Raw genomic sequence first — 17737 nt, 5'->3', positions numbered from 1 at the left:
TCGCTTGACTGACGAACGAGGTGGCGTATGCACTCGGAGGAACCAGAGGGCAATCTACTCAAGCCTTCTACCGGCCAGAATCTCGATCCGCACCTGCGGCGTTACGCAGCGCGAGCGGCCGGTATGACGGCATCCGAAGTGCGCGCACTCTTCGCGGTGGCCAGCAGGCCCGAGGTGGTGTCGCTGGCAGGCGGCATGCCGAACCTGGCGGCGCTGCCCCTGGACTCGATCGCCGGCGAGGTCGCCGGCCTGATCACCGGCGAAGGCCTGGTCGCCCTGCAGTACGGCTCGGCGCACGGCGTTCCGGCCCTGCGTGAGCAGATCTGTGACGTGATGGCACTGGAAGGCGTCTCCGGGCACCCGGACGACATCGTGGTCACGGTCGGCTCGCAGATGGCGCTCGACATCGTCACCCGGATCTTCTGCGACCCAGGCGACGTCGTGATCGCCGAGGGCCCGTCCTACGTGGGTGCCTTGGGTACGTTCGCCTCGTACCAGGCGCAGGTCGTCCACGTGGAAATGGACAGTGAAGGACTGGTCCCGGACGCCCTGAGGCAAGCGCTTGCGGCGGCCGCTTCCCAAGGTCAGCGGGTCAAGTTCCTCTACACGATCCCGAACTTCCACAACCCGGCCGGCGTCACGCTGGCGGTGTCCCGTCGGGCAGAAATTCTCGAGATCTGCCGCCAGGCAGGCGTGCTGGTGATCGAGGACAACCCGTACGGGCTGCTGGGCTTCGACGGACAGACCTACCCGGCGCTGCGGTCGATGGACCCCGACAACGTGATCTACCTCGGGTCGTTTTCCAAGACCTTCGCCTCTGGCCTGCGAGTCGGCTGGGCGCTCGCGCCGCACGCGGTCCGCGAAAAGCTCGTCTTGGCGGCGGAGGCAGCGGCCCTGTGCCCGCCCACGCTGAACCAGATGATCGTCTCGCGCTACATGGCCACGCACGACTGGAAAGGCCAGATCAAGTCGTTCCAGCAGATGTACCGGGAACGCCGGGACGCCCTGCTGAGCGGTCTTGAGCAGCACATGCCGGCCGGGTGCACGTGGACAAAGCCCGAAGGCGGCTTCTTCGTCTGGATGACCGTGCCGGAAGGCATTGACACCAAAGCAATGCAGCCCCGCGCAGTCACCGCCCGCGTCGCGTACGTACCGGGCACCGGCTTCTACGCCGATCGTTTCGGCACACGCCAAATGCGGCTGTCGTTCTGCTACCCGACACCCGAGCGGATCAGGGAAGGCGTCCGACGGCTCGCGGTAGTGCTCGAGCAGGAGCTGGAGCTGTACCGGACATTCGGGCCGGCGGCGCGGCGGATCACGTCCGGACCGCAGACCCCAAGCCCGGACACGGCATAATCCCGCCCGTGTCCGATCGAACGGTTGCCGTACTGTCCGGCGGTTTGTCGCATGAGCGTGATGTCTCGCTGCGGTCAGGCCGTCGCCTGTCCACAGCGCTACGGGCAGTCGGCCTGACCGTCGACGAATGGGACACCGACGGAACCCTGCTGACAAAGCTGAGCACCCAGAAACCGGACGCGGTCGTGATAGCACTGCACGGCGGCGAAGGCGAAAACGGCTCAATCCAAACGGTCCTGGAAATGCTCGGCCTCCCCTTTGTAGGGGCCGACTCGCACGCCTGCCGCCGAGCCTGGGACAAACCGACCGCGAAAGCCGAACTGTCCCGCTCCGGCCTGCTCACCCCAGACTGGGTCGTCCTGCCACACAGCACATTCCGCGAACTAGGCGCCCAGGCAGTGCTCGACGCAATGGTGGCCCGCCTCGGCCTGCCCCTGATGCTCAAACCCGACCAAGGCGGCTCAGCCCTAGGCGCCCAAGTAGTCCGCGACGCCGCAGACCTGCCCGCCGCAATGGTCGGCTGCCTCGCCTACGGCGACACAGTGCTGGCAGAGCAATTCATCGAAGGCACCGAAGTAGCCGTCACCGTGATCGACGGAGCCCACGGCCCCGAAGCCCTGCCCGCGGTCGAGATCATCCCCGAGGGCGGCGTCTACGACTACACAAGCCGCTACACAGCCGGCCTGACCAACTTCCACGCCCCGGCCCGCCTCACCCCAGCGGCCGCCCAGGGCGTCGCAGACCTCGCGGTCTCCGCCCACCGCCTCCTCGGCCTCCGCGACGTCTCCCGCACCGACGCGGTGATAACCCCAACCGGCGACATCCACTTCCTCGAGGTCAACGTCTCCCCAGGCCTCACCGAAACCTCCCTGCTCCCCATGGCAACCGAAGCAGCCGGAAAATCCCTCGGCGAGATCTACGCCGAACTGATCGACCGCGCCCTCACCCGCTCCTGACCGCCCTCTCCCTCCCCCATCAGAGTGAATCCCGTACGAACGGCCCACTCGCCCCAGCTTCACCCTTGAAAACCCCTGCTCAACCCCCATCCCTTGTAGACTGGAACAGGGCCGCCCCCCCCAGTGGTGGGTGGGGGCATGTCTTTTTCTTATGGCGGCAGGTTTCGTCGAAGTCGATCATTCTTGGGTCGGCTCTTTGTTGTGCTTGACGGTCTTTCGGGGTGAACGCGGATCGTCGGTCTCGGGCCACGGGCAAGTCTGTGTTGAGCCTTGGTTCGCGGAAGGACATCCCCGGCTGGCGTAGGGCTCACACCCACAGATTGACATCGCTCCGACTTGGGCCGGATCTCACTTCAACCGATCATTTTTGTCGGACCCCATCGGTACCTTGGTTTGACAGGGGAGGCATCGATGTCGGGCTTTGGCGCGACTGGCAACCGACCATCGTCGCCTGAGTCCGAAGTCGAAGGCCCTCGAACCCGACTCTGATGCGCGTCTGCCAGGGCGAGTCGCAATGGCCTTCCGGAGAAGAGCGTCATCACTTTCTGAGTAGTCGGGCCCTGGCTGTGTCGTCGCCGACACCACTGATGCCGGGCGCACGCGCAGGCCTATCGGTCGGCTCGGTCGGCTCGGTCGGCTCGGTCGGCTCGGTCGGCTCGGTCGGCTCGGTCGGCTCGGTCGGCTCGGTCGGCTCGGTCGGCTCGGTCGGCTCGGTCGGCTCGGTCGGCTCGGTCGGCTCGGGACGATGATTCACGTGAAACTGATCAACTTGCAAGCAAGCCCCGGCGGGTGCCGAGGCTTTGACGTGAGTTGGGCGACCGAGCCGGAGCTCGGTCGGCACCCTCTTTTAAAACGGACAAACCGGGTTCGTCACCGTGACGTAATGACCTGGGGTGGTTATACGTCCCCCTGCAACGACCGTTTTGTCCCATTTTGGTTCATCAGCTCGACGATGCGTTCAAGATCGTCCACCGAGCCGAACTCGACGACGATTCGGCCCTTTCGCTGTCCGAGTTCGACCTTCACCCGGGTGTCGAAGCGGTCGGAGAGACGCTCGGCCAGATCCTGAAGACCGGGGGCGTGCATCGGCTTGCGTTGCGGTGCGGCCTTCGGCTTGGCGTCCGGCTCGTTCTTCGCGAGCGTGACCGCTTCCTCCGTCGCACGCACTGACATGCCCTCGGCGACGATCCGAATCGCGAGCTCTTCCTGTGCCTCGGCCCGTTCCAGACCAAGCAGAGCCCGGGCATGTCCGGCCGACAGCACGCCGGCGGCGACTCGGCGCTGGACTGCCAGGGGGAGCTTCAGCAGTCGGATGGTGTTCGTGATGACCGGCCGACTGCGACCGATCCGGCTGGCCAGTTCCTCGTGCGTCACCTCGAACTCATCGAGCAGCTGCTGGTACGCCGCGGCCTCTTCGAGCGGGTTGAGCTGAACGCGGTGGATGTTCTCCAGCAGTGCGTCGCGCAGCATGGCGTCGTCCGCCGTCTGCCGGACGATCGCCGGGATCTTCTCCAGCTCGGCCTGCTGCGAAGCACGCAGCCGACGCTCACCCATCACCAGTTCGTACGAGCCGCCACCGAGGTCCCGGACCACGATCGGCTGCATCAGGCCGAACTCGCGGATCGAGTGCTCCAGCTCGGCGAGTGCCTCTTCGTCGAAGACCTGACGCGGCTGCTTGGGGTTCGGCTTGATCGCGGAGGTGGGGATCTCGCGGTAGACCGCACCCGCGACTTCACCTGCGGGCTCGACCGGTGCGGGCCCGCCGCGCTGGGGGATCGGGCGCTTCGGCGGAGCCGGGGTCGCGTCGTCGGCGGGACCTTGCGGGATCAGGGCGGCCAGGCCGCGGCCGAGGCCGCCCTTGCGAACCGGAGGTGCTGCTTCCGGCTTGCTCATCGTGCGGCACCCCGCTCAGCGATCTCGCGGGACGCGTCGAGGTAGCTCATCGCTCCCCGTGAACCCGGGTCGTACGACAACACGGTCTGGCCGAAGCTGGGCGCTTCGGAGACCTTCACATTGCGGGGGATGACGGTCTGCAGGACCACGTCGCCGAAGTGCGACCGCACCTCGGCACTCACCTGGTCGGCGAGCTTGGTCCGACCGTCGTACATCGTCAGCAGGATCGTGGACAGGTCAAGCTCCGGGTTCAGGTGCTTCTGAACGAGCTCCACGTTCTTCAGCAGCTGGCTCAGACCTTCCAGTGCGTAGTACTCGCACTGGATCGGAATCAGCACTTCCTGCGCGGCGACCATCGCGTTCACCGTGAGCAGGCCGAGCGACGGCGGGCAGTCGATGAAGACGTAGTCCGGACCGATCTCGTCGAGCGCCTGGTCGGTCAGCGCCGCACGGAGCCGGGTCTCCCGGCCGTGCATCTCCACGAGTTCGATCTCGGCACCGGCGAGGTCGATGGTCGCCGGCACGCAGTAGAGGTTCGGAGACTGGTCGCTGACCTGAGCCGCGTCGCGCAGCGAGACCTCGCCGAGCAACACCTCGTAGATCGAGGGGGTGCCGGACCGGTGCTCGATCGCCAGCGCGGTGCTCGCGTTGCCCTGCGGGTCAAGGTCGATCACGAGCACTTTCAGCCCGTGCATCGCCAGACCGGCGGCCAGGTTCACCGCGCTCGTCGTCTTGCCGACGCCACCCTTCTGGTTGGCGATGGTGAACACACGACGATGTGCCGGCTTGGGAAACTTGGTCTCGGGGTGGAGGAGCTTCGCTGCACGCTCAGCTTCCTCAGCGATCGGCGTCCAGCTGACTTCGCCGGCCGGAGTGGGGTGACTCACGGGTGACTGCACCTCCTCGGCGCCCACGGCACCGTCTCAAGTTTCACGTGGAACATGCCTCGGTCCAATCCTTCCTCATCGTCGCTTCCGGTTGCGGCCAGTCGGCTCGGCGCGCCGCACAACGACCACCGTCGTCGGCTCGGCCAGCAACTCGCGACCACACGTCTGCACTTCCGGGTCGACGCCGCCGAAGCGGGCGATCTCGTCCCAGTCTCGTTCGATCTCCTCGGCGGCGCTCGATCCCTTCAGCGCGATCAACCGGCCACCGGTCTTCAGCAGCGGGAGGCACCAGCCAGCGAGCTTGCCGAGCGGCGCCACCGCTCGCGCGGTCACCACGTCCCGGTTCGCCAACTGCTGCCGGATGGGCTTCTCTTCCGCGCGACCACGGACGACCGTGACATTGAGGTCGAGCTTCGCCACGACCTCCTCGAGCCACGCCACCCGGCGCGCCATCGGCTCCAGCAACACGACCTTCAGGTCCGGCCGGGCGATCGCCAACGGGATACCCGGCAGTCCCGCGCCGGAGCCGACGTCGACAATCGACGCTCCCTCGGGCACGCACTCGGCGATCGCCACCGAGTTCAGCAGGTGCCGATCCCAGAGCCGGTCGACCTCGCGAGGACCGATCAGCCCTCGCTCGACGCCATGGACCGCCAGCAGTTCCGCAAACCGGGTCGCTCGGTCCGAACCGGCTCCGAACGCCTTCGACACCACCTCGGTCATGAACTCCATCCGATGTTCCACGTGAAACGTGATGACTGTCAGCCCCGCCGACTCACCGCAACTCAGTGGCAGTTTCACGTGAAACACGCGCCGCGCGGGGACCGAATCAGGATCTCACATGCGCGGCGCAAAAAAAGAACGCGGCCCGTCTTAATCGACGGACCGCGTTCCAAGTCACTCAAAAGTGTCAGGGCTTCGGGAAAATCACCACTCGCCGACGAGGATCGTCGCCTTCGCTCTCGCTGTGCACGCCATCGATCTCGGCCACCGAGTCGTGCACGACCTTCCGCTCGAACGGGGTCATCGGCTGCAGCCGGACCTTCTCGCCGGTGCTGAGGACCTTCTCGGCGCTCGCCTTGCCAAGGTCGCGAAGCTCCTCGCGGCGCTCGGCCCGCCAGCCCGCGATGTCCAGCATCAGCCGGCTGCGCACGCCGGTCTCCTGCTGGACGGCAAGCCGGGTCAGCTCCTGCAGCGCCTCGAGGGCGTTGCCCCGCGGGCCGACCAGTTTCTCCAGATCGTCACCGCCGTCGATGCTGACAATCGCCCGACCGGCTTCGACATCCAGGTCGATGTCGCCGTCGAAGTCCAGCAAGTCGAGCAGGCGCTCCAGGTAGTCGCCGGCGATGTCGCCTTCCTGAACGAGCAACTCCTCGCCGCTGGGGCCCGACCGTCCGCTCTTCTCCTCGGCGTCAGCAACGGCCGGCTGCGCGCTCTCCGCCCCGAGTTCGGTGTCGGCTGCCGTCACGGTCTCTCCTCTCCAGGCCACGGATGACGTCATGGACGCTTCCGGCCTGACTTCTTGCTACGGGATCGGTCTGGACTCAGACCGGGGACTTTGGTGCCGCCGTTGTTGGCGGGCTTGGCAGTCGGCTTCGCACCTGGCTTCGGCGCGGTGGTCTTGCGGGGAACCGGATCCTGCTTGCGCTCAGTGGGCGCCGGGTCCTGCTTCGCGGTGCCGGTCTCAGCGTCGGTCTGGTCGGTGGCCGGCTTCGGCTGCGCCGGGCGCTTCTTCGGCTGGGTCGGCTTCTGGCCGACCTTCGGGCCGAGCGTGTTGCGCTTCTCGACCGCGGCGACCTTCTTCTCTTCTTCCTCACGGTCGATCTTCTTGTAGATCAGGTGCTGCTGGCCGAGCGTCCAGGCGTTGTTGCCCAGCCAGTAGACGAGCAGACCGATCGGGAAGAACGCACCGAACACGAGCACACCGAGCGGGAACACCCAGAGGGTGATCTTGTTCATGATGCCGGTCTGCGCGGTGGCGGTCGCCGGGTTCTGCCGGGCCACGTTGTGCTTGGCGGTGAAGTGCGTCGCGATGCTGGCGATCACCATCAACGGCGCCGAGACGAGGATGACCGACTGCAGGTTGCCGCCGAGGTTTGTCATCTCCTGGCTGGCTTGCGCGATGTAGTTCGACAGCCGGGCGCCGAACAGGTTCGCGTGCAGGTAGGACTGGACCTCGTCCGCACCGAAGTAGTAGTTGCCGGTGGCGCCCTGGTGGAAGCCCCGCAGCACGTTGTTCAGACCGAAGAACACCGGGATCTGCAGCAGCATCGGCAGACAGCCGCCGAGCGGGTTGACGCCGTGCTGCGACTGCAGCTTCTGCATCTCCTGGGCGAGTTTCTGCCGGTCGTTCTTGTACTTCGTCTGCAGCTTCTTGATCTCAGGCGCGAACTCCTGCATCTTGCGCATGGAGCGAACCTGCTTGATGAACGGCTTGATCAGGATCGCGCGTACGGTGAACGTCAGGAAGATGATCCCCAGCACCCAGGCGACGCCACTGGACGGACCGAAGACCGCCCCGAAGACCTTGTGCCAACACCAGAGGATGAAGGACACCGGGTAGTTGATGAAATCGAGCACGGAGCTACTCCTCGGCGGGACTGTGGTGAGCCGGGGTCAACGTCCCGGTCGGCATGCGCCGGGTACGACGGGGTGGCACGGGGTCAATGCCCCCGGGGTGCCAGGGGCCGCAGCGAGCTAGCCGGCGCACGGTGAGCCATAGTCCTTTGACGGCGCCGTGCACTTGCAACGCCTCGACGGCGTACGCGCTGCAGCTTGGATAGAAACGGCAAGTCGGCGGCAAGACAGGCGAGATCCACTTGCGGTAGGCGTGGATCGGCAGGAGCAGAACCCACGCGATCGGACCGGTCCGGCGCCGCGCGCCACCAGTCGGTTCTTCTTCAGAGTCAGTCACACCGCACCGCCGTCGGCCGATACCAGCTTGAGCCGCCGGACGGCCGCGTCGAAATCGATCCCGAGCTCGGCGCTCGACGCGTGGGCGGCCGCCGGGAGCGCCCGGACGACCAACGTGCTGCCGGCCGTCAGAGTTCCGAGCCGCTGCGCCACCACGTGCCGCAGCCTGCGCGAAACCCGGTGCCGGACGACCGAGTTACCCACTGCCTTGCTCACAACGAAGCCAACCCGGACGGGGGATCCCGTCCGGGTCAGCTGGGTCTCAGTTGTCGGCTCCGGCTGCCGCACCGCGTGCACAACGAGCCGGGGTCGCCCGGCGCGCCGACCGTGCCGGGTCACCTGGGCGAAGTCGCCGCTGCGTGTGAGCCGGGCGGTTGCGGGCAGCACGATGCCGTGCCGCCTGTCAGGCCGACAGTTCGGAACGGCCCTTGCGGCGACGAGCCGACAGGATCGCCCGGCCCGCACGGGTACGCATCCGCAGCCGGAACCCGTGGGTCCTGGCACGACGACGGTTGTTCGGCTGGAAGGTGCGCTTGCCCTTGCTCACGGCTGTCGTTCTCCCGGTCTTGATCTAAAGGTCTCGGTGTCCCCAGCTGGAGGTTGGCCCTCGGTGGACCCGGGTCGCGGCGTGGTGCTTGGGCGTTCTGCGAAAGTGACCATAGGATGGGCACGCAGAACACACCCGACGCTAGCGGGAGACCTTTCGAGGGTACGCACCCCGCAGTGCCCGGCCAAATCCGGGTCACCCTTCCGGCCCGTTCACGCGACACGCCGGGTGTTACCTTGCCTTGGCAACGGGCACGTCTTGTGGCTAAGGGCGGCGCTTGTTAGCGTGCGGCTTCCGGTTTGTCACACGGGGAGTGGGAGCCCCGCCGTGTCACGTCCCGCCACTCGGTACGTTGAACCGAGAGGGGCTTCGCTGCGGTTCGCCGTATCTTCGTGCACAGTTGTGGACAACCCTGTGGATGCCCTCGGGTTCGGGTGACCTCGGGCGGCGGCTCGCCTCGACGACCCGCTATTCACAAAACGTACGAGGGGAGGGGAGCCCGCCAGGTGTCCGAGCACCAGATCAACTTTGGTCTCGTCTGGGAGCAGGTTGTCAGAGAGCTCTCGGCCGGGATTCTGTCGCGCCAGCAGCAAGCCTGGATGCGGGTGACTCGGCCGATCGGACTGCTGGACGGCACCGCCTTGCTGGCCGCGCCGAGCGACTTCGCCAAGGAGGCGATCGAGCGCGCGCTGCGCGAGCCGATCACCGACGCGTTGTCCCGCCGCTTGGGCCGCACGATCTCTCTTGCTGTGAAAGTGGACACCGTCGGGTCGCCGACACCGCCGGCCAACGTGATGCCGCCACCCCCACCGGTCGAGCCGGTCGGCGTGAGCGCGCCCCTCGTAACCGCGATCGCCGATATGGAGATCGCGGAATCCGACGGGGACGAGGTCGACGAGGAGGGCGAGGCGCTCGCCGCCGCCCGCGAGGTATGGCCCACGTTCAACGGCAAGCAGCCGTCCACCGTCGGTCAGCCGTTCACCGCACCGGCCCAGCCGCAGACGTCGAAGACGCGACTCAACGAGAAGTACACGTTCGACACGTTCGTGATCGGTGCGTCGAACCGTTTCGCCCACGCGGCCGCGGTCGCCGTGGCCGAGGCGCCGGCGCGCGCGTACAACCCACTGTTTATCTGGGGAGAGTCCGGGCTGGGCAAGACCCACCTGTTGCACGCGGTCGGGCACTACGCCCAGCGACTGTTCCCCGGCATGCGGGTGCGGTACGTGTCCACCGAAGAGTTCACCAACGACTTCATCAACTCGCTGCGTGACGACCGCAAGGTCGCCTTCCAGCGCAGGTACCGGGACATCGACATCCTGCTGGTCGACGACATCCAGTTCCTGGAAGGCAAGGAAGGAACCCAGGAGGAGTTCTTCCATACCTTCAACACGCTGCACAACGCGAACAAACAGATCGTGGTCTCGTCCGACCGGCCGCCAAAAAGGCTGGAGACGCTGGAAGACCGGCTGCGCACCCGGTTCGAGTGGGGCCTGATCACCGACATCCAGCCGCCGGAGCTGGAGACCCGGATCGCGATTCTGCGCAAGAAGGCGGCCCAGGACCGGCTGAACGCGCCGGCCGAGGTGCTGGAGTTCATCGCCGCCCGGATCGAGCACAACATCCGCGAGCTCGAGGGCGCGCTGATCCGCGTGACCGCCTTCGCGTCGCTCAACCGGCAGCCGGTGGATCTGGGCCTGGCCGAGATCGTGCTGCGCGACCTTATTCCGGACTCCCAGGTCCCGGAGATCAGCGCCTCCCAGATCATGGCGGTGACCGCGGAGTTCTTCGGCGTGACGATCGAGGACCTCTGCGGCCCCGGCAAGACCAAGGCACTGGCACAGTCCCGCCAGATCTCGATGTACCTGTGCCGCGAGCTGACAGACCTGTCGCTGCCCAAGATCGGCCAGACCTTCGGCGGCCGCGACCACACCACGGTCATGCACGCCGAGAAAAAGATCCGCAAGGAGATGGCCGAGCGCCGCCGCACCTACGACCAGGTCCAGGAACTCACTTCCCGGATCAAACAGCGCGCTCGCGGCTGACGCACCCAGTCGGTGGGCAGACCCCTACCCAGGTCTGCCCACCGCCCCGTTTTCTAGGGCCCTGTCTGGCCCCAACCACCCCACCAAAAAACTCCGCCACCGACGGGACCGCATGCGCCCGCCGGTCCCCGGCCTGTCATGATCACGCCTGAGAGGCCTCAGCCCCCATCGGCTCCACAACTTTTCTCCGGCGCGTCCTCGGCCCAACCACCCACCCAAAAAACCCGCACCTGGCCGCCCACCTGCGTCCCGAGGGGCCAGCGCCTCACCTAAGGCCCAGCGCGCCAACCTTCAAGTCAACCCGCCCCCAAAAAAAGACAGCCCCCACCCTCCCTAAGGGGGTGGGGGCTCCCCGGCTTCAATTCTAGTCGGGGGAAGGGGGCTGAGCAGGGGTTTTGCCGGGTGAGCCGGTGCGAGTGGGCCGTTCGCACCGGGTTCATGCCGATGGGTGAATGTTCCGGTGTTGACGCGTGTCGGTCGGGGTGGGGTGGCGGGCGACTCGATGATCAGGGGCCGATGCGGGGGCCCGACCGGCGGATTCCGGAAGTTTTCTGGGGCTGTGGAGAGTTGTCCACAGCCCCAGAAACATGTCGGAGGCCCGATTTCAGGGCCGCGCCATCACCCAAGGGGGCGATTCCCGTCACTTCTGGCCATACACAGAGCCTGGGCATGGATCGACCCACATCTGGGGATGAAGCTGTGGACAACTCCCGGTTTGTGTGGACGGATCTGAGGCCGCCGCGAGTTGTACACCGCCGATCGGGTCTATCCACCGATCACGTCCCGTGGTCTTCCACAGTCCGACGCGGCGCTCGACCAGCGCGGACGTGCGCCATCCACACAACCCACAGCCCTTATTACTGTCACTGCTTTGCTCTCTTGAAGAGATCTCCAAAAAAGAAACAGGGGCCGTGGATGGTTGAGGACAACTCGCCGGCGGCAAATCCCGACGCGCCAAGCCCCGGATGACGGGACCGCCCGGCACGCTCTACGGTTGGAGCCTCTGCACCTCGAGGTGAGTCACTCCGGGGATCAACAGGTCGAGTCTGAAAGGACCTCCATGAAGATCCGCGTCGAGCGCGACGGTCTCGCCGACGCCGTCGCCTGGGTCGCGCGCAGCCTCCCGTCCAGGCCTCCTGTCCCAGTCCTCGGCGGCGTGCTGCTGGACGCAGGATCCGGCGAGCCGGGCGACGAAGGCGAAGCACTGACGATCTCCGGCTTCGACTACGAGGTCTCGGCCACGGTCGGAGTGCCCGCGACAATCGCCGACGGCGGCCGCACTCTGGTCTCCGGGCGTTTGCTCGCCGACATCACGAAGGCACTGCCGAACCAGCCGGTCGAGATCTCGGTCGACGGCGCCCGCGTCACGATCACTTGTGGCAGCGCGAGGTTCAGCCTGCCCACGATGCCGGTCGAGGACTATCCGCAGCTGCCGCCGATGCCGCCGCACGCGGGTGAGCTCGCCGGCGAGGTGTTCGGCCAGGCGGTCGCCCAGGTCGCGATCGCGGCCGGCCGCGACGACACGCTGCCGATGCTGACCGGTGTCCGGGTCGAGATCAACGGCGAGACGTTGACGCTCGTGGCGACCGACCGATTCCGGTTGGCGATGCGCGAGTTCGCGTGGAAGCCGTCCGGTGATGTCGAAGACGCCGCTGTCCTTGTTCCGGCGAAGACGCTTGCCGACGCGGCCAAGTCGCTTGGCACCGCAGGCAAGACGGTCGAGCTCGCACTCGCGTCGGGTGACGGTCTGATGGGTCTCGCCGGCACCGGCCGTCGTACGACGACTCGGTTGCTCGATGCGGAGTTCCCGCGCTACCGCCAGCTTCTGCCGACCGAGCAGACTTCGAACGCGATCATCGAAGTCGGTCCGCTCGTCGAGGCCATCAAGCGTGTGTCGCTCGTGGCCGAGCGCGGAACCCAGGTGCGGCTTGAGTTCCACCCCGGCGGCCTCAAGCTGTCGGCCGGTGGCGACGACGAGGGGTCGGCGGAGGAAGAGCTGCCGGTGCAGTTCGACGGCGAGTCGGTGACGATCGCGTTCAACCCGGGCTATCTGCAGGACGGTCTCGGCGCACTGCAAACCGCCCGCGCCGAGTTGTCGTTCACCACGCCGAACCGGCCCGCGTTGATCAAGCCTGTCGATGACAACGGCGAAGTTGTCGCCGGTTACCTGTACCTGCTCATGCCCGTGCGCCTGCCGGGCTAGCGCGTCCACAAGGGGAGAAAACCGTGCAGCTCGGGCTCGTCGGCCTCGGCAAAATGGGTTTCAACATGCGCGAACGTTTGCGCAAGGCCGGTCACGAAGTGGTCGGCTACGACCGCAACCCGGACGTCACCGACTCCGACTCGCTTGCCGACCTGGTCGGCAAGCTGTCGGCGCCGCGTGCGATCTGGGTGATGGTCCCGGCCGGCGACCCGACGCGGGAAACCGTTGAGGCACTGGGCGAGTTGCTGTCCGAAGGTGATGTGGTCATCGACGGCGGCAACTCCAAGTACACCGAGGACCAGCACAACGCCGCCGGTCTGGCCGAGCGAGGGATCCACTACCTCGATGTCGGTGTGTCCGGTGGCGTGTGGGGTCTGGAGAACGGCTACGGCCTGATGGTCGGCGGATCCAAAGAGGACGTCGACCGGCTGATGCCGATCTTCGACGCGCTGCGTCCGGAAGGCCCGCGCGAGGAAGGTTTCGCGCACGCGGGCCCGATCGGCGCCGGTCACTATTCCAAGATGGTGCACAACGGCATCGAGTACGGCTTGATGCAGGCGTACGCCGAAGGCTTCGAACTGCTCGACACCGCCGACATCGTCCAAGACGTGCCCGCGGTGATCAAGGCGTGGCAGCGCGGAACCGTTGTCCGGTCGTGGTTGCTCGACTTGCTCGTGCGTGCGCTCGACTCGGATCCGGAGCTGGACGACCTGCGCGGTTACGTCGAGGACTCCGGCGAAGGCCGGTGGACTGTGGCGGAGGCGATCGACAAAGCCGTTCCCGCGCCTGTCATTTCCGCCGCGTTGTTCGCCAGGTTCGCGTCGCGCCAGGAGGATTCGCCGGCGATGCGGGCAGTCGCCTCGCTGCGCGCGCAGTTCGGCGGGCATGCCGTGCACAAAGCCTGACGGGTGTACGTCAGGCAGTTACAGGTCGTCGACTTCCGGTCGTGGGAGCAGGCCGACCTGACTTTCGAACCTGGGCCGTGCGTGATCGTCGGTGCCAACGGCCAGGGCAAGACCAACTTGGTCGAAGCGATCGGTTACACCGCAACGCTTGGCTCGCACCGGGTCGCGACGGACGCGCCGATGATCCGGCATGGTGCTTCGCGTGCGGTCGTGCGCACCGCGGTCGTCAACGACGGCCGCGAGCTCACAATCGAACTCGAGATCACGTCGGGCAAGGCGAATCGTGCGCGCGTGAACCGGGGGCCGGTGCCGCGTCCGCGTGATGTGCTCGGGATTCTGCGCACAGTCTTGTTCGCGCCGGAGGACTTGGCGTTGGTGCGTGGCGACCCTGGCGAGCGCCGGCGTTTTCTCGACGACCTTCTTGTGTTGCGCACGCCGAGGTACGCCGGGGTGCGCAGTGACTACGAAAGGGTGCTGCGGCAACGGAACGCGTTGCTCAAGTCGTCGGGTGCCGCGCGTCGTGCGGGTTCGAAGGGCGACATCGCGACGCTTGATGTGTGGGACGGGCATTTGGCGACGCACGGTGGGCAGCTTCTTGCCGCGCGGCTCGATCTCGTTGCCGACCTCGCTCCTTATGTGGTAGCCGCGTACGCGGGGGTTGCGGGTAGTGACAAGACGCTGAACGCCTCGGTTGGGTACCGGTCTTCGGTCGGCGACAGCCTCGAACCGGGGTACGGCGTGCCGGACGGTCCGCGGGCTGATCCCGAAGTCGTCCAGGACGCGCTGCTCGCGGCCATGGTGGCGAACCGGTCTCAGGAATTGGAACGAGGAGTCAGCCTGATCGGTCCGCACCGAGACGAGCTTGAGCTCAACCTGGGCGAAGCACCCGCGAAGGGATACGCGAGTCACGGCGAGTCATGGTCGTTTGCGCTCGCGTTGCGCTTGGCCGCGTATGAACTGCTTCGGGCCGAAGGCGCCGAGCCGGTACTCGTGCTGGACGATGTCTTCGCCGAACTGGACCGGCGGCGGCGGGCGCGACTCGCCGAAGTGGCGGCTCAGGCCGAACAGGTCCTGATCACGGCTGCGGTGGAGGAGGATGTGCCCGGCGAGTTGGCCGGGACACGGTTCTCGGTGGCGGACGGGGAGGTACGCCGTGCGGGATGACGAAGAGCGATCAAAGATCACCCCGAGTGGTGTGACACGTCCCACATCTGGGGACAACTCTGTGGATAGTGTGGATAACACGGTGACCGCGCGCGGTTCGAATGGCCCAAACCTGGACATTTCGCCCACGGAGACCGCTCTATCGAGTGATGGCGATCAAGACCGTCCTGCAGTAGGTGACCGTGAGTTGCGAGGCTCGGACCTCGCCCGGGCCGCTCTGCAGGCCGCCAAGGACGCCGCGGGCACCAGGGAGCGTCGCAACAACCCCAAGGGCCGTGCCCCGCACACTGGATCACGCAAGCGCCGCCGCTGGTCCGCAGCCGGCGCCGACAGCCGGGATCCGCAGAAATTCGGCGCGATTCTGGGTAAAATCGCAGCTGACCGTGGGTGGTCCGAACAGCTGGCGCACGGGGAGGTGTTCGGCCGCTGGACCGCGATCGTGGGAGCGGAGATCGCCGAGCATGCGACTCCGTTGCAGCTGCGCGACGGTGAACTCACCGTGCAGGCATCATCAACCGCATGGGCGACCCAGTTGCGGTTGCTGCAGCGCCAGTTGCTGGCCAAGATCGCCAAAGGCGTCGGCAACGGCGTGGTGAAACGGCTCAAGGTGCATGGGCCCGCGGCGCCGAGTTGGCGCTACGGCCCGAGGCATGTATCCGGCCGTGGACCCCGCGACACTTACGGCTAACCTGAGCGTCTGAACCCGTCTTTCGGCCGGTCGCACCCGGCGAAGTTCACGGTATGACGTCTGTGAGCAATCTAGAGGTGTCCTAAGGGCAGTTCTGGCGGGCTCGACCAGTAAGATGTAGAGGGGATCAGCGACAGGCCCGTCCAGGCCTCGGCGAGACGAGGAGAACCCACGCCCGTGACAGCCAATGAGAACGGTAAGAGTTACGGCGCCGAGTCCATTTCCGTGCTCAAGGGACTCGAAGCCGTCCGGCTCCGGCCAGGTATGTACATCGGCTCAACGGGTGAGCGTGGCCTGCACCATCTGATCTGGGAGGTCGTGGACAACTCCGTCGACGAGGCGATGGCCGGCTACGCCACCAAGGTCGAGGTCACGCTGCTCGCCGACGGTGGCGTCCGCGTCGACGACGACGGCCGTGGCATCCCGGTCGCCGAGCAGCCGGAGGAGAAGCGGTCCGCGCTCGAGGTCGTTATGACCGTGCTGCATGCGGGCGGCAAGTTCGACAGCGACAGCTACGCGGTGTCCGGCGGTCTGCACGGCGTCGGTATCTCCGTGGTGAACGCGCTGTCCACGCGCCTCGATGTCGTCGTCCAGCGCGACGGCCATGTATGGCAGCAGAGCTATCGCGACTCCGAACCGGTCGCGCCGGTCGCGCAGGGCGAGGCGACGGAGACCACCAGTACGTCGATCACCTTCTGGGCCGACCCCAAGATCTTCGAGACCACGACGTACAACGCCGAGACTGTCGCCCGCCGCCTTCAGGAAATGGCATTCCTGAACAAGGGCCTCACGATCGTGCTACGTGACGAGCGCGTCTCCGAGGAGGAGGCGCAGGAGGACGCCGAGGGCCAGGCCGCGCGGATCAAGGAGCGGACCTACCACTACCCGGGCGGTCTCGAGGACTTCGTCAAGCACATCAACCACGCGCGCGAGTCGATCCACAAGTCGGTCATCGCGTTCGAGGCGAAGGGCACCGGGCTCGAAGTCGAGATCGCGATGCAGTGGAACACCGGCTACTCCGAGTCGGTCTACACCTTCGCCAACACGATCAACACGCCGGAAGGCGGTACACACGAGGAAGGCTTCCGTGCGGCGCTGACCCGTGTCGTGAACGTGTACGCGCGCGACAAGAAGCTGCTCAAGGAGAAGGACCAGAACCTCACGGGTGAGGACGTCCGTGAAGGTCTCGCCGCGATCGTGTCGATCAAGCTGGCCGAGCCGCAGTTCGAAGGCCAGACCAAGCAGAAGCTGGGCAACACCGAGGCCAAGACCTTCGTGCAGACCACCTGCAACGAGCACTTGCAGCACTGGTTCGAGGCCAACCCGGCCGAGGCGAAGACGATCGTCACCAAGGCGGTCTCCTCCGCGCAGGCCCGGATCGCGGCCCGCAAGGCCAAGGAACTCGTTCGCCGCAAGGGTGCGCTGGACATCGGTGGCCTGCCCGGCAAGCTGAAGGACTGCCGCTCCACCAACCCGGAGGAGTGCGAGCTCTACATCGTGGAGGGTGACTCCGCGGGTGGCTCGGCCAAGGAAGGCCGCGACTCGAAGTTCCAGGCGATCCTGCCGATCCGAGGCAAGATCATCAACGTGGAGAAGGCCCGGATCGACCGGGTGCTCAAGAACACCGAGGTCCAGAGCCTGATCACGGCACTGGGTACCGGGATCTACGACGAGTTCGACCTGGCCAAGCTGCGATACCACAAGATCGTGCTGATGGCCGACGCCGACGTGGACGGCCAGCACATCCGGACGCTGTTGCTGACGCTGCTGTTCCGGTTCATGCGCCCGCTGGTCGAGGCCGGCCACGTGTACCTCGCGCAGCCGCCGCTCTACAAGATCAAGTGGCAGCGTGGTGTCGAGCCCGAGTTCGCCTACTCCGACCGTGAGCGCGACGGGCTGATCGAGCAGGGCCTGGCCAACGGCAAGAAGCTCGGCAAGGACGACAACATCCAGCGGTACAAGGGTCTCGGCGAGATGAACGCCGACGAGCTGTGGGAGACCACAATGGACCCGGCCAACCGGGTGCTCGGCCACGTCACCCTGGACGACGCGGCCACCGCCGACGAACTGTTCAGCGTCCTGATGGGCGAGGACGTCGAAGCGCGCCGCTCGTTCATCACCCGCAACGCCAAGGACGTTCGTTTCCTGGACGTCTGATCCGTCCACAGTAGACTTTTCTGCCG

General features: G+C 66.4%; 17 protein-coding genes. 8 read left to right on the top strand and 9 right to left on the bottom strand.

Features of this window, described 5'->3' with window-relative positions:
- Positions 1 to 27 precede the first annotated feature (27 nt).
- Positions 28 to 1356, top strand: coding sequence for an aminotransferase-like domain-containing protein (locus JOF56_RS11130; protein WP_209636977.1), 1329 nt, complete (start codon positions 28 to 30; stop codon positions 1354 to 1356).
- Between the two features lie 8 nt (positions 1357 to 1364).
- Positions 1365 to 2312 carry a D-alanine--D-alanine ligase family protein gene (locus JOF56_RS11125; RefSeq protein WP_209636975.1) on the top strand — a complete coding sequence of 316 codons (948 nt, stop codon included), beginning with the start codon at positions 1365 to 1367 and terminating at the stop codon, positions 2310 to 2312.
- A gap of 538 nt (positions 2313 to 2850) precedes the next feature.
- Here the strand turns inward: JOF56_RS11125 and JOF56_RS11120 are convergent.
- The 9 genes from JOF56_RS11120 to rpmH form a co-directional block, all read right to left on the bottom strand.
- Positions 2851 to 3066, bottom strand: a complete 216-nt coding sequence (locus JOF56_RS11120) for a hypothetical protein (RefSeq protein WP_209636973.1) — start codon at positions 3064 to 3066, stop codon at positions 2851 to 2853.
- A 143-nt stretch (positions 3067 to 3209) separates the two neighbouring features.
- Positions 3210 to 4205 (bottom strand): ParB/RepB/Spo0J family partition protein, encoded by a 996-nt coding sequence (locus JOF56_RS11115; protein ID WP_209636971.1) that lies wholly within the window; start codon positions 4203 to 4205, stop codon positions 3210 to 3212.
- Positions 4202 to 5104 (bottom strand): ParA family protein, encoded by a 903-nt coding sequence (locus JOF56_RS11110; RefSeq protein WP_372447859.1) that lies wholly within the window; start codon positions 5102 to 5104, stop codon positions 4202 to 4204. Before JOF56_RS11110 ends, JOF56_RS11115 begins: the two co-directional genes overlap by 4 nt.
- 63 nt (positions 5105 to 5167) lie before the next feature.
- On the bottom strand, positions 5168 to 5815 hold the full coding sequence (rsmG, locus tag JOF56_RS11105; protein WP_245378234.1) for a 16S rRNA (guanine(527)-N(7))-methyltransferase RsmG: 648 nt from the start codon (positions 5813 to 5815) through the stop codon (positions 5168 to 5170).
- 187 nt (positions 5816 to 6002) lie between these two features.
- Positions 6003 to 6593, bottom strand: a complete 591-nt coding sequence (locus JOF56_RS11100) for a Jag family protein (protein WP_209636965.1) — start codon at positions 6591 to 6593, stop codon at positions 6003 to 6005.
- A complete protein-coding gene (gene yidC / locus JOF56_RS11095) occupies positions 6590 to 7672 on the bottom strand; it encodes a membrane protein insertase YidC (protein WP_209636963.1) in 1083 nt (360 codons plus the stop codon). Before yidC ends, JOF56_RS11100 begins: the two co-directional genes overlap by 4 nt.
- A 4-nt stretch (positions 7673 to 7676) precedes the next feature.
- Positions 7677 to 8006 carry a membrane protein insertion efficiency factor YidD gene (yidD, locus tag JOF56_RS11090; protein WP_209636961.1) on the bottom strand — a complete coding sequence of 110 codons (330 nt, stop codon included), beginning with the start codon at positions 8004 to 8006 and terminating at the stop codon, positions 7677 to 7679.
- A complete protein-coding gene (rnpA, locus tag JOF56_RS11085) occupies positions 8003 to 8392 on the bottom strand; it encodes a ribonuclease P protein component (RefSeq protein WP_209636959.1) in 390 nt (129 codons plus the stop codon). The genes yidD and rnpA overlap by 4 nt, the downstream gene beginning before the upstream one ends.
- Positions 8393 to 8408: 16 nt before the next feature.
- A complete protein-coding gene (rpmH, locus tag JOF56_RS11080) occupies positions 8409 to 8552 on the bottom strand; it encodes a 50S ribosomal protein L34 (protein WP_209636957.1) in 144 nt (47 codons plus the stop codon).
- Positions 8553 to 9058: 506 nt separating this feature from the next.
- Here rpmH and dnaA point away from each other — a divergent pair.
- The 6 genes from dnaA to gyrB all read left to right on the top strand — a co-directional run bounded on the left by dnaA (position 9059) and on the right by gyrB (position 17711).
- Complete coding sequence (gene dnaA, locus JOF56_RS11075; protein ID WP_209636955.1) at positions 9059 to 10594, top strand: chromosomal replication initiator protein DnaA; 1536 nt, start codon at positions 9059 to 9061, stop codon at positions 10592 to 10594.
- A gap of 1060 nt (positions 10595 to 11654) precedes the next feature.
- Complete coding sequence (gene dnaN / locus JOF56_RS11070; protein WP_209636953.1) at positions 11655 to 12797, top strand: DNA polymerase III subunit beta; 1143 nt, start codon at positions 11655 to 11657, stop codon at positions 12795 to 12797.
- 23 nt (positions 12798 to 12820) lie between these two features.
- Positions 12821 to 13702, top strand: a complete 882-nt coding sequence (gnd, locus tag JOF56_RS11065) for a phosphogluconate dehydrogenase (NAD(+)-dependent, decarboxylating) (protein WP_209636951.1) — start codon at positions 12821 to 12823, stop codon at positions 13700 to 13702.
- A gap of 3 nt (positions 13703 to 13705) precedes the next feature.
- Positions 13706 to 14866 carry a DNA replication/repair protein RecF gene (gene recF, locus JOF56_RS11060; RefSeq protein ID WP_209636948.1) on the top strand — a complete coding sequence of 387 codons (1161 nt, stop codon included), beginning with the start codon at positions 13706 to 13708 and terminating at the stop codon, positions 14864 to 14866.
- 187 nt (positions 14867 to 15053) lie between these two features.
- On the top strand, positions 15054 to 15554 hold the full coding sequence (locus tag JOF56_RS11055) for a DciA family protein (RefSeq protein WP_245378233.1): 501 nt from the start codon (positions 15054 to 15056) through the stop codon (positions 15552 to 15554).
- Positions 15555 to 15731: 177 nt separating this feature from the next.
- The gene (gyrB, locus tag JOF56_RS11050) at positions 15732 to 17711 is read left to right on the top strand and encodes a DNA topoisomerase (ATP-hydrolyzing) subunit B (RefSeq protein WP_209636944.1); all 1980 of its coding nucleotides are present in this window, start codon (positions 15732 to 15734) and stop codon (positions 17709 to 17711) included.
- Positions 17712 to 17737: the final 26 nt, after the last annotated feature.

This window comes from Kibdelosporangium banguiense, assembly GCF_017876405.1.
GTDB classification, from domain to species: domain Bacteria; phylum Actinomycetota; class Actinomycetes; order Mycobacteriales; family Pseudonocardiaceae; genus Kibdelosporangium; species Kibdelosporangium banguiense.
The sequence above is the reverse complement of the archived record's forward strand: the minus strand, read 5'-3'. Positions and strand labels throughout refer to the sequence as shown.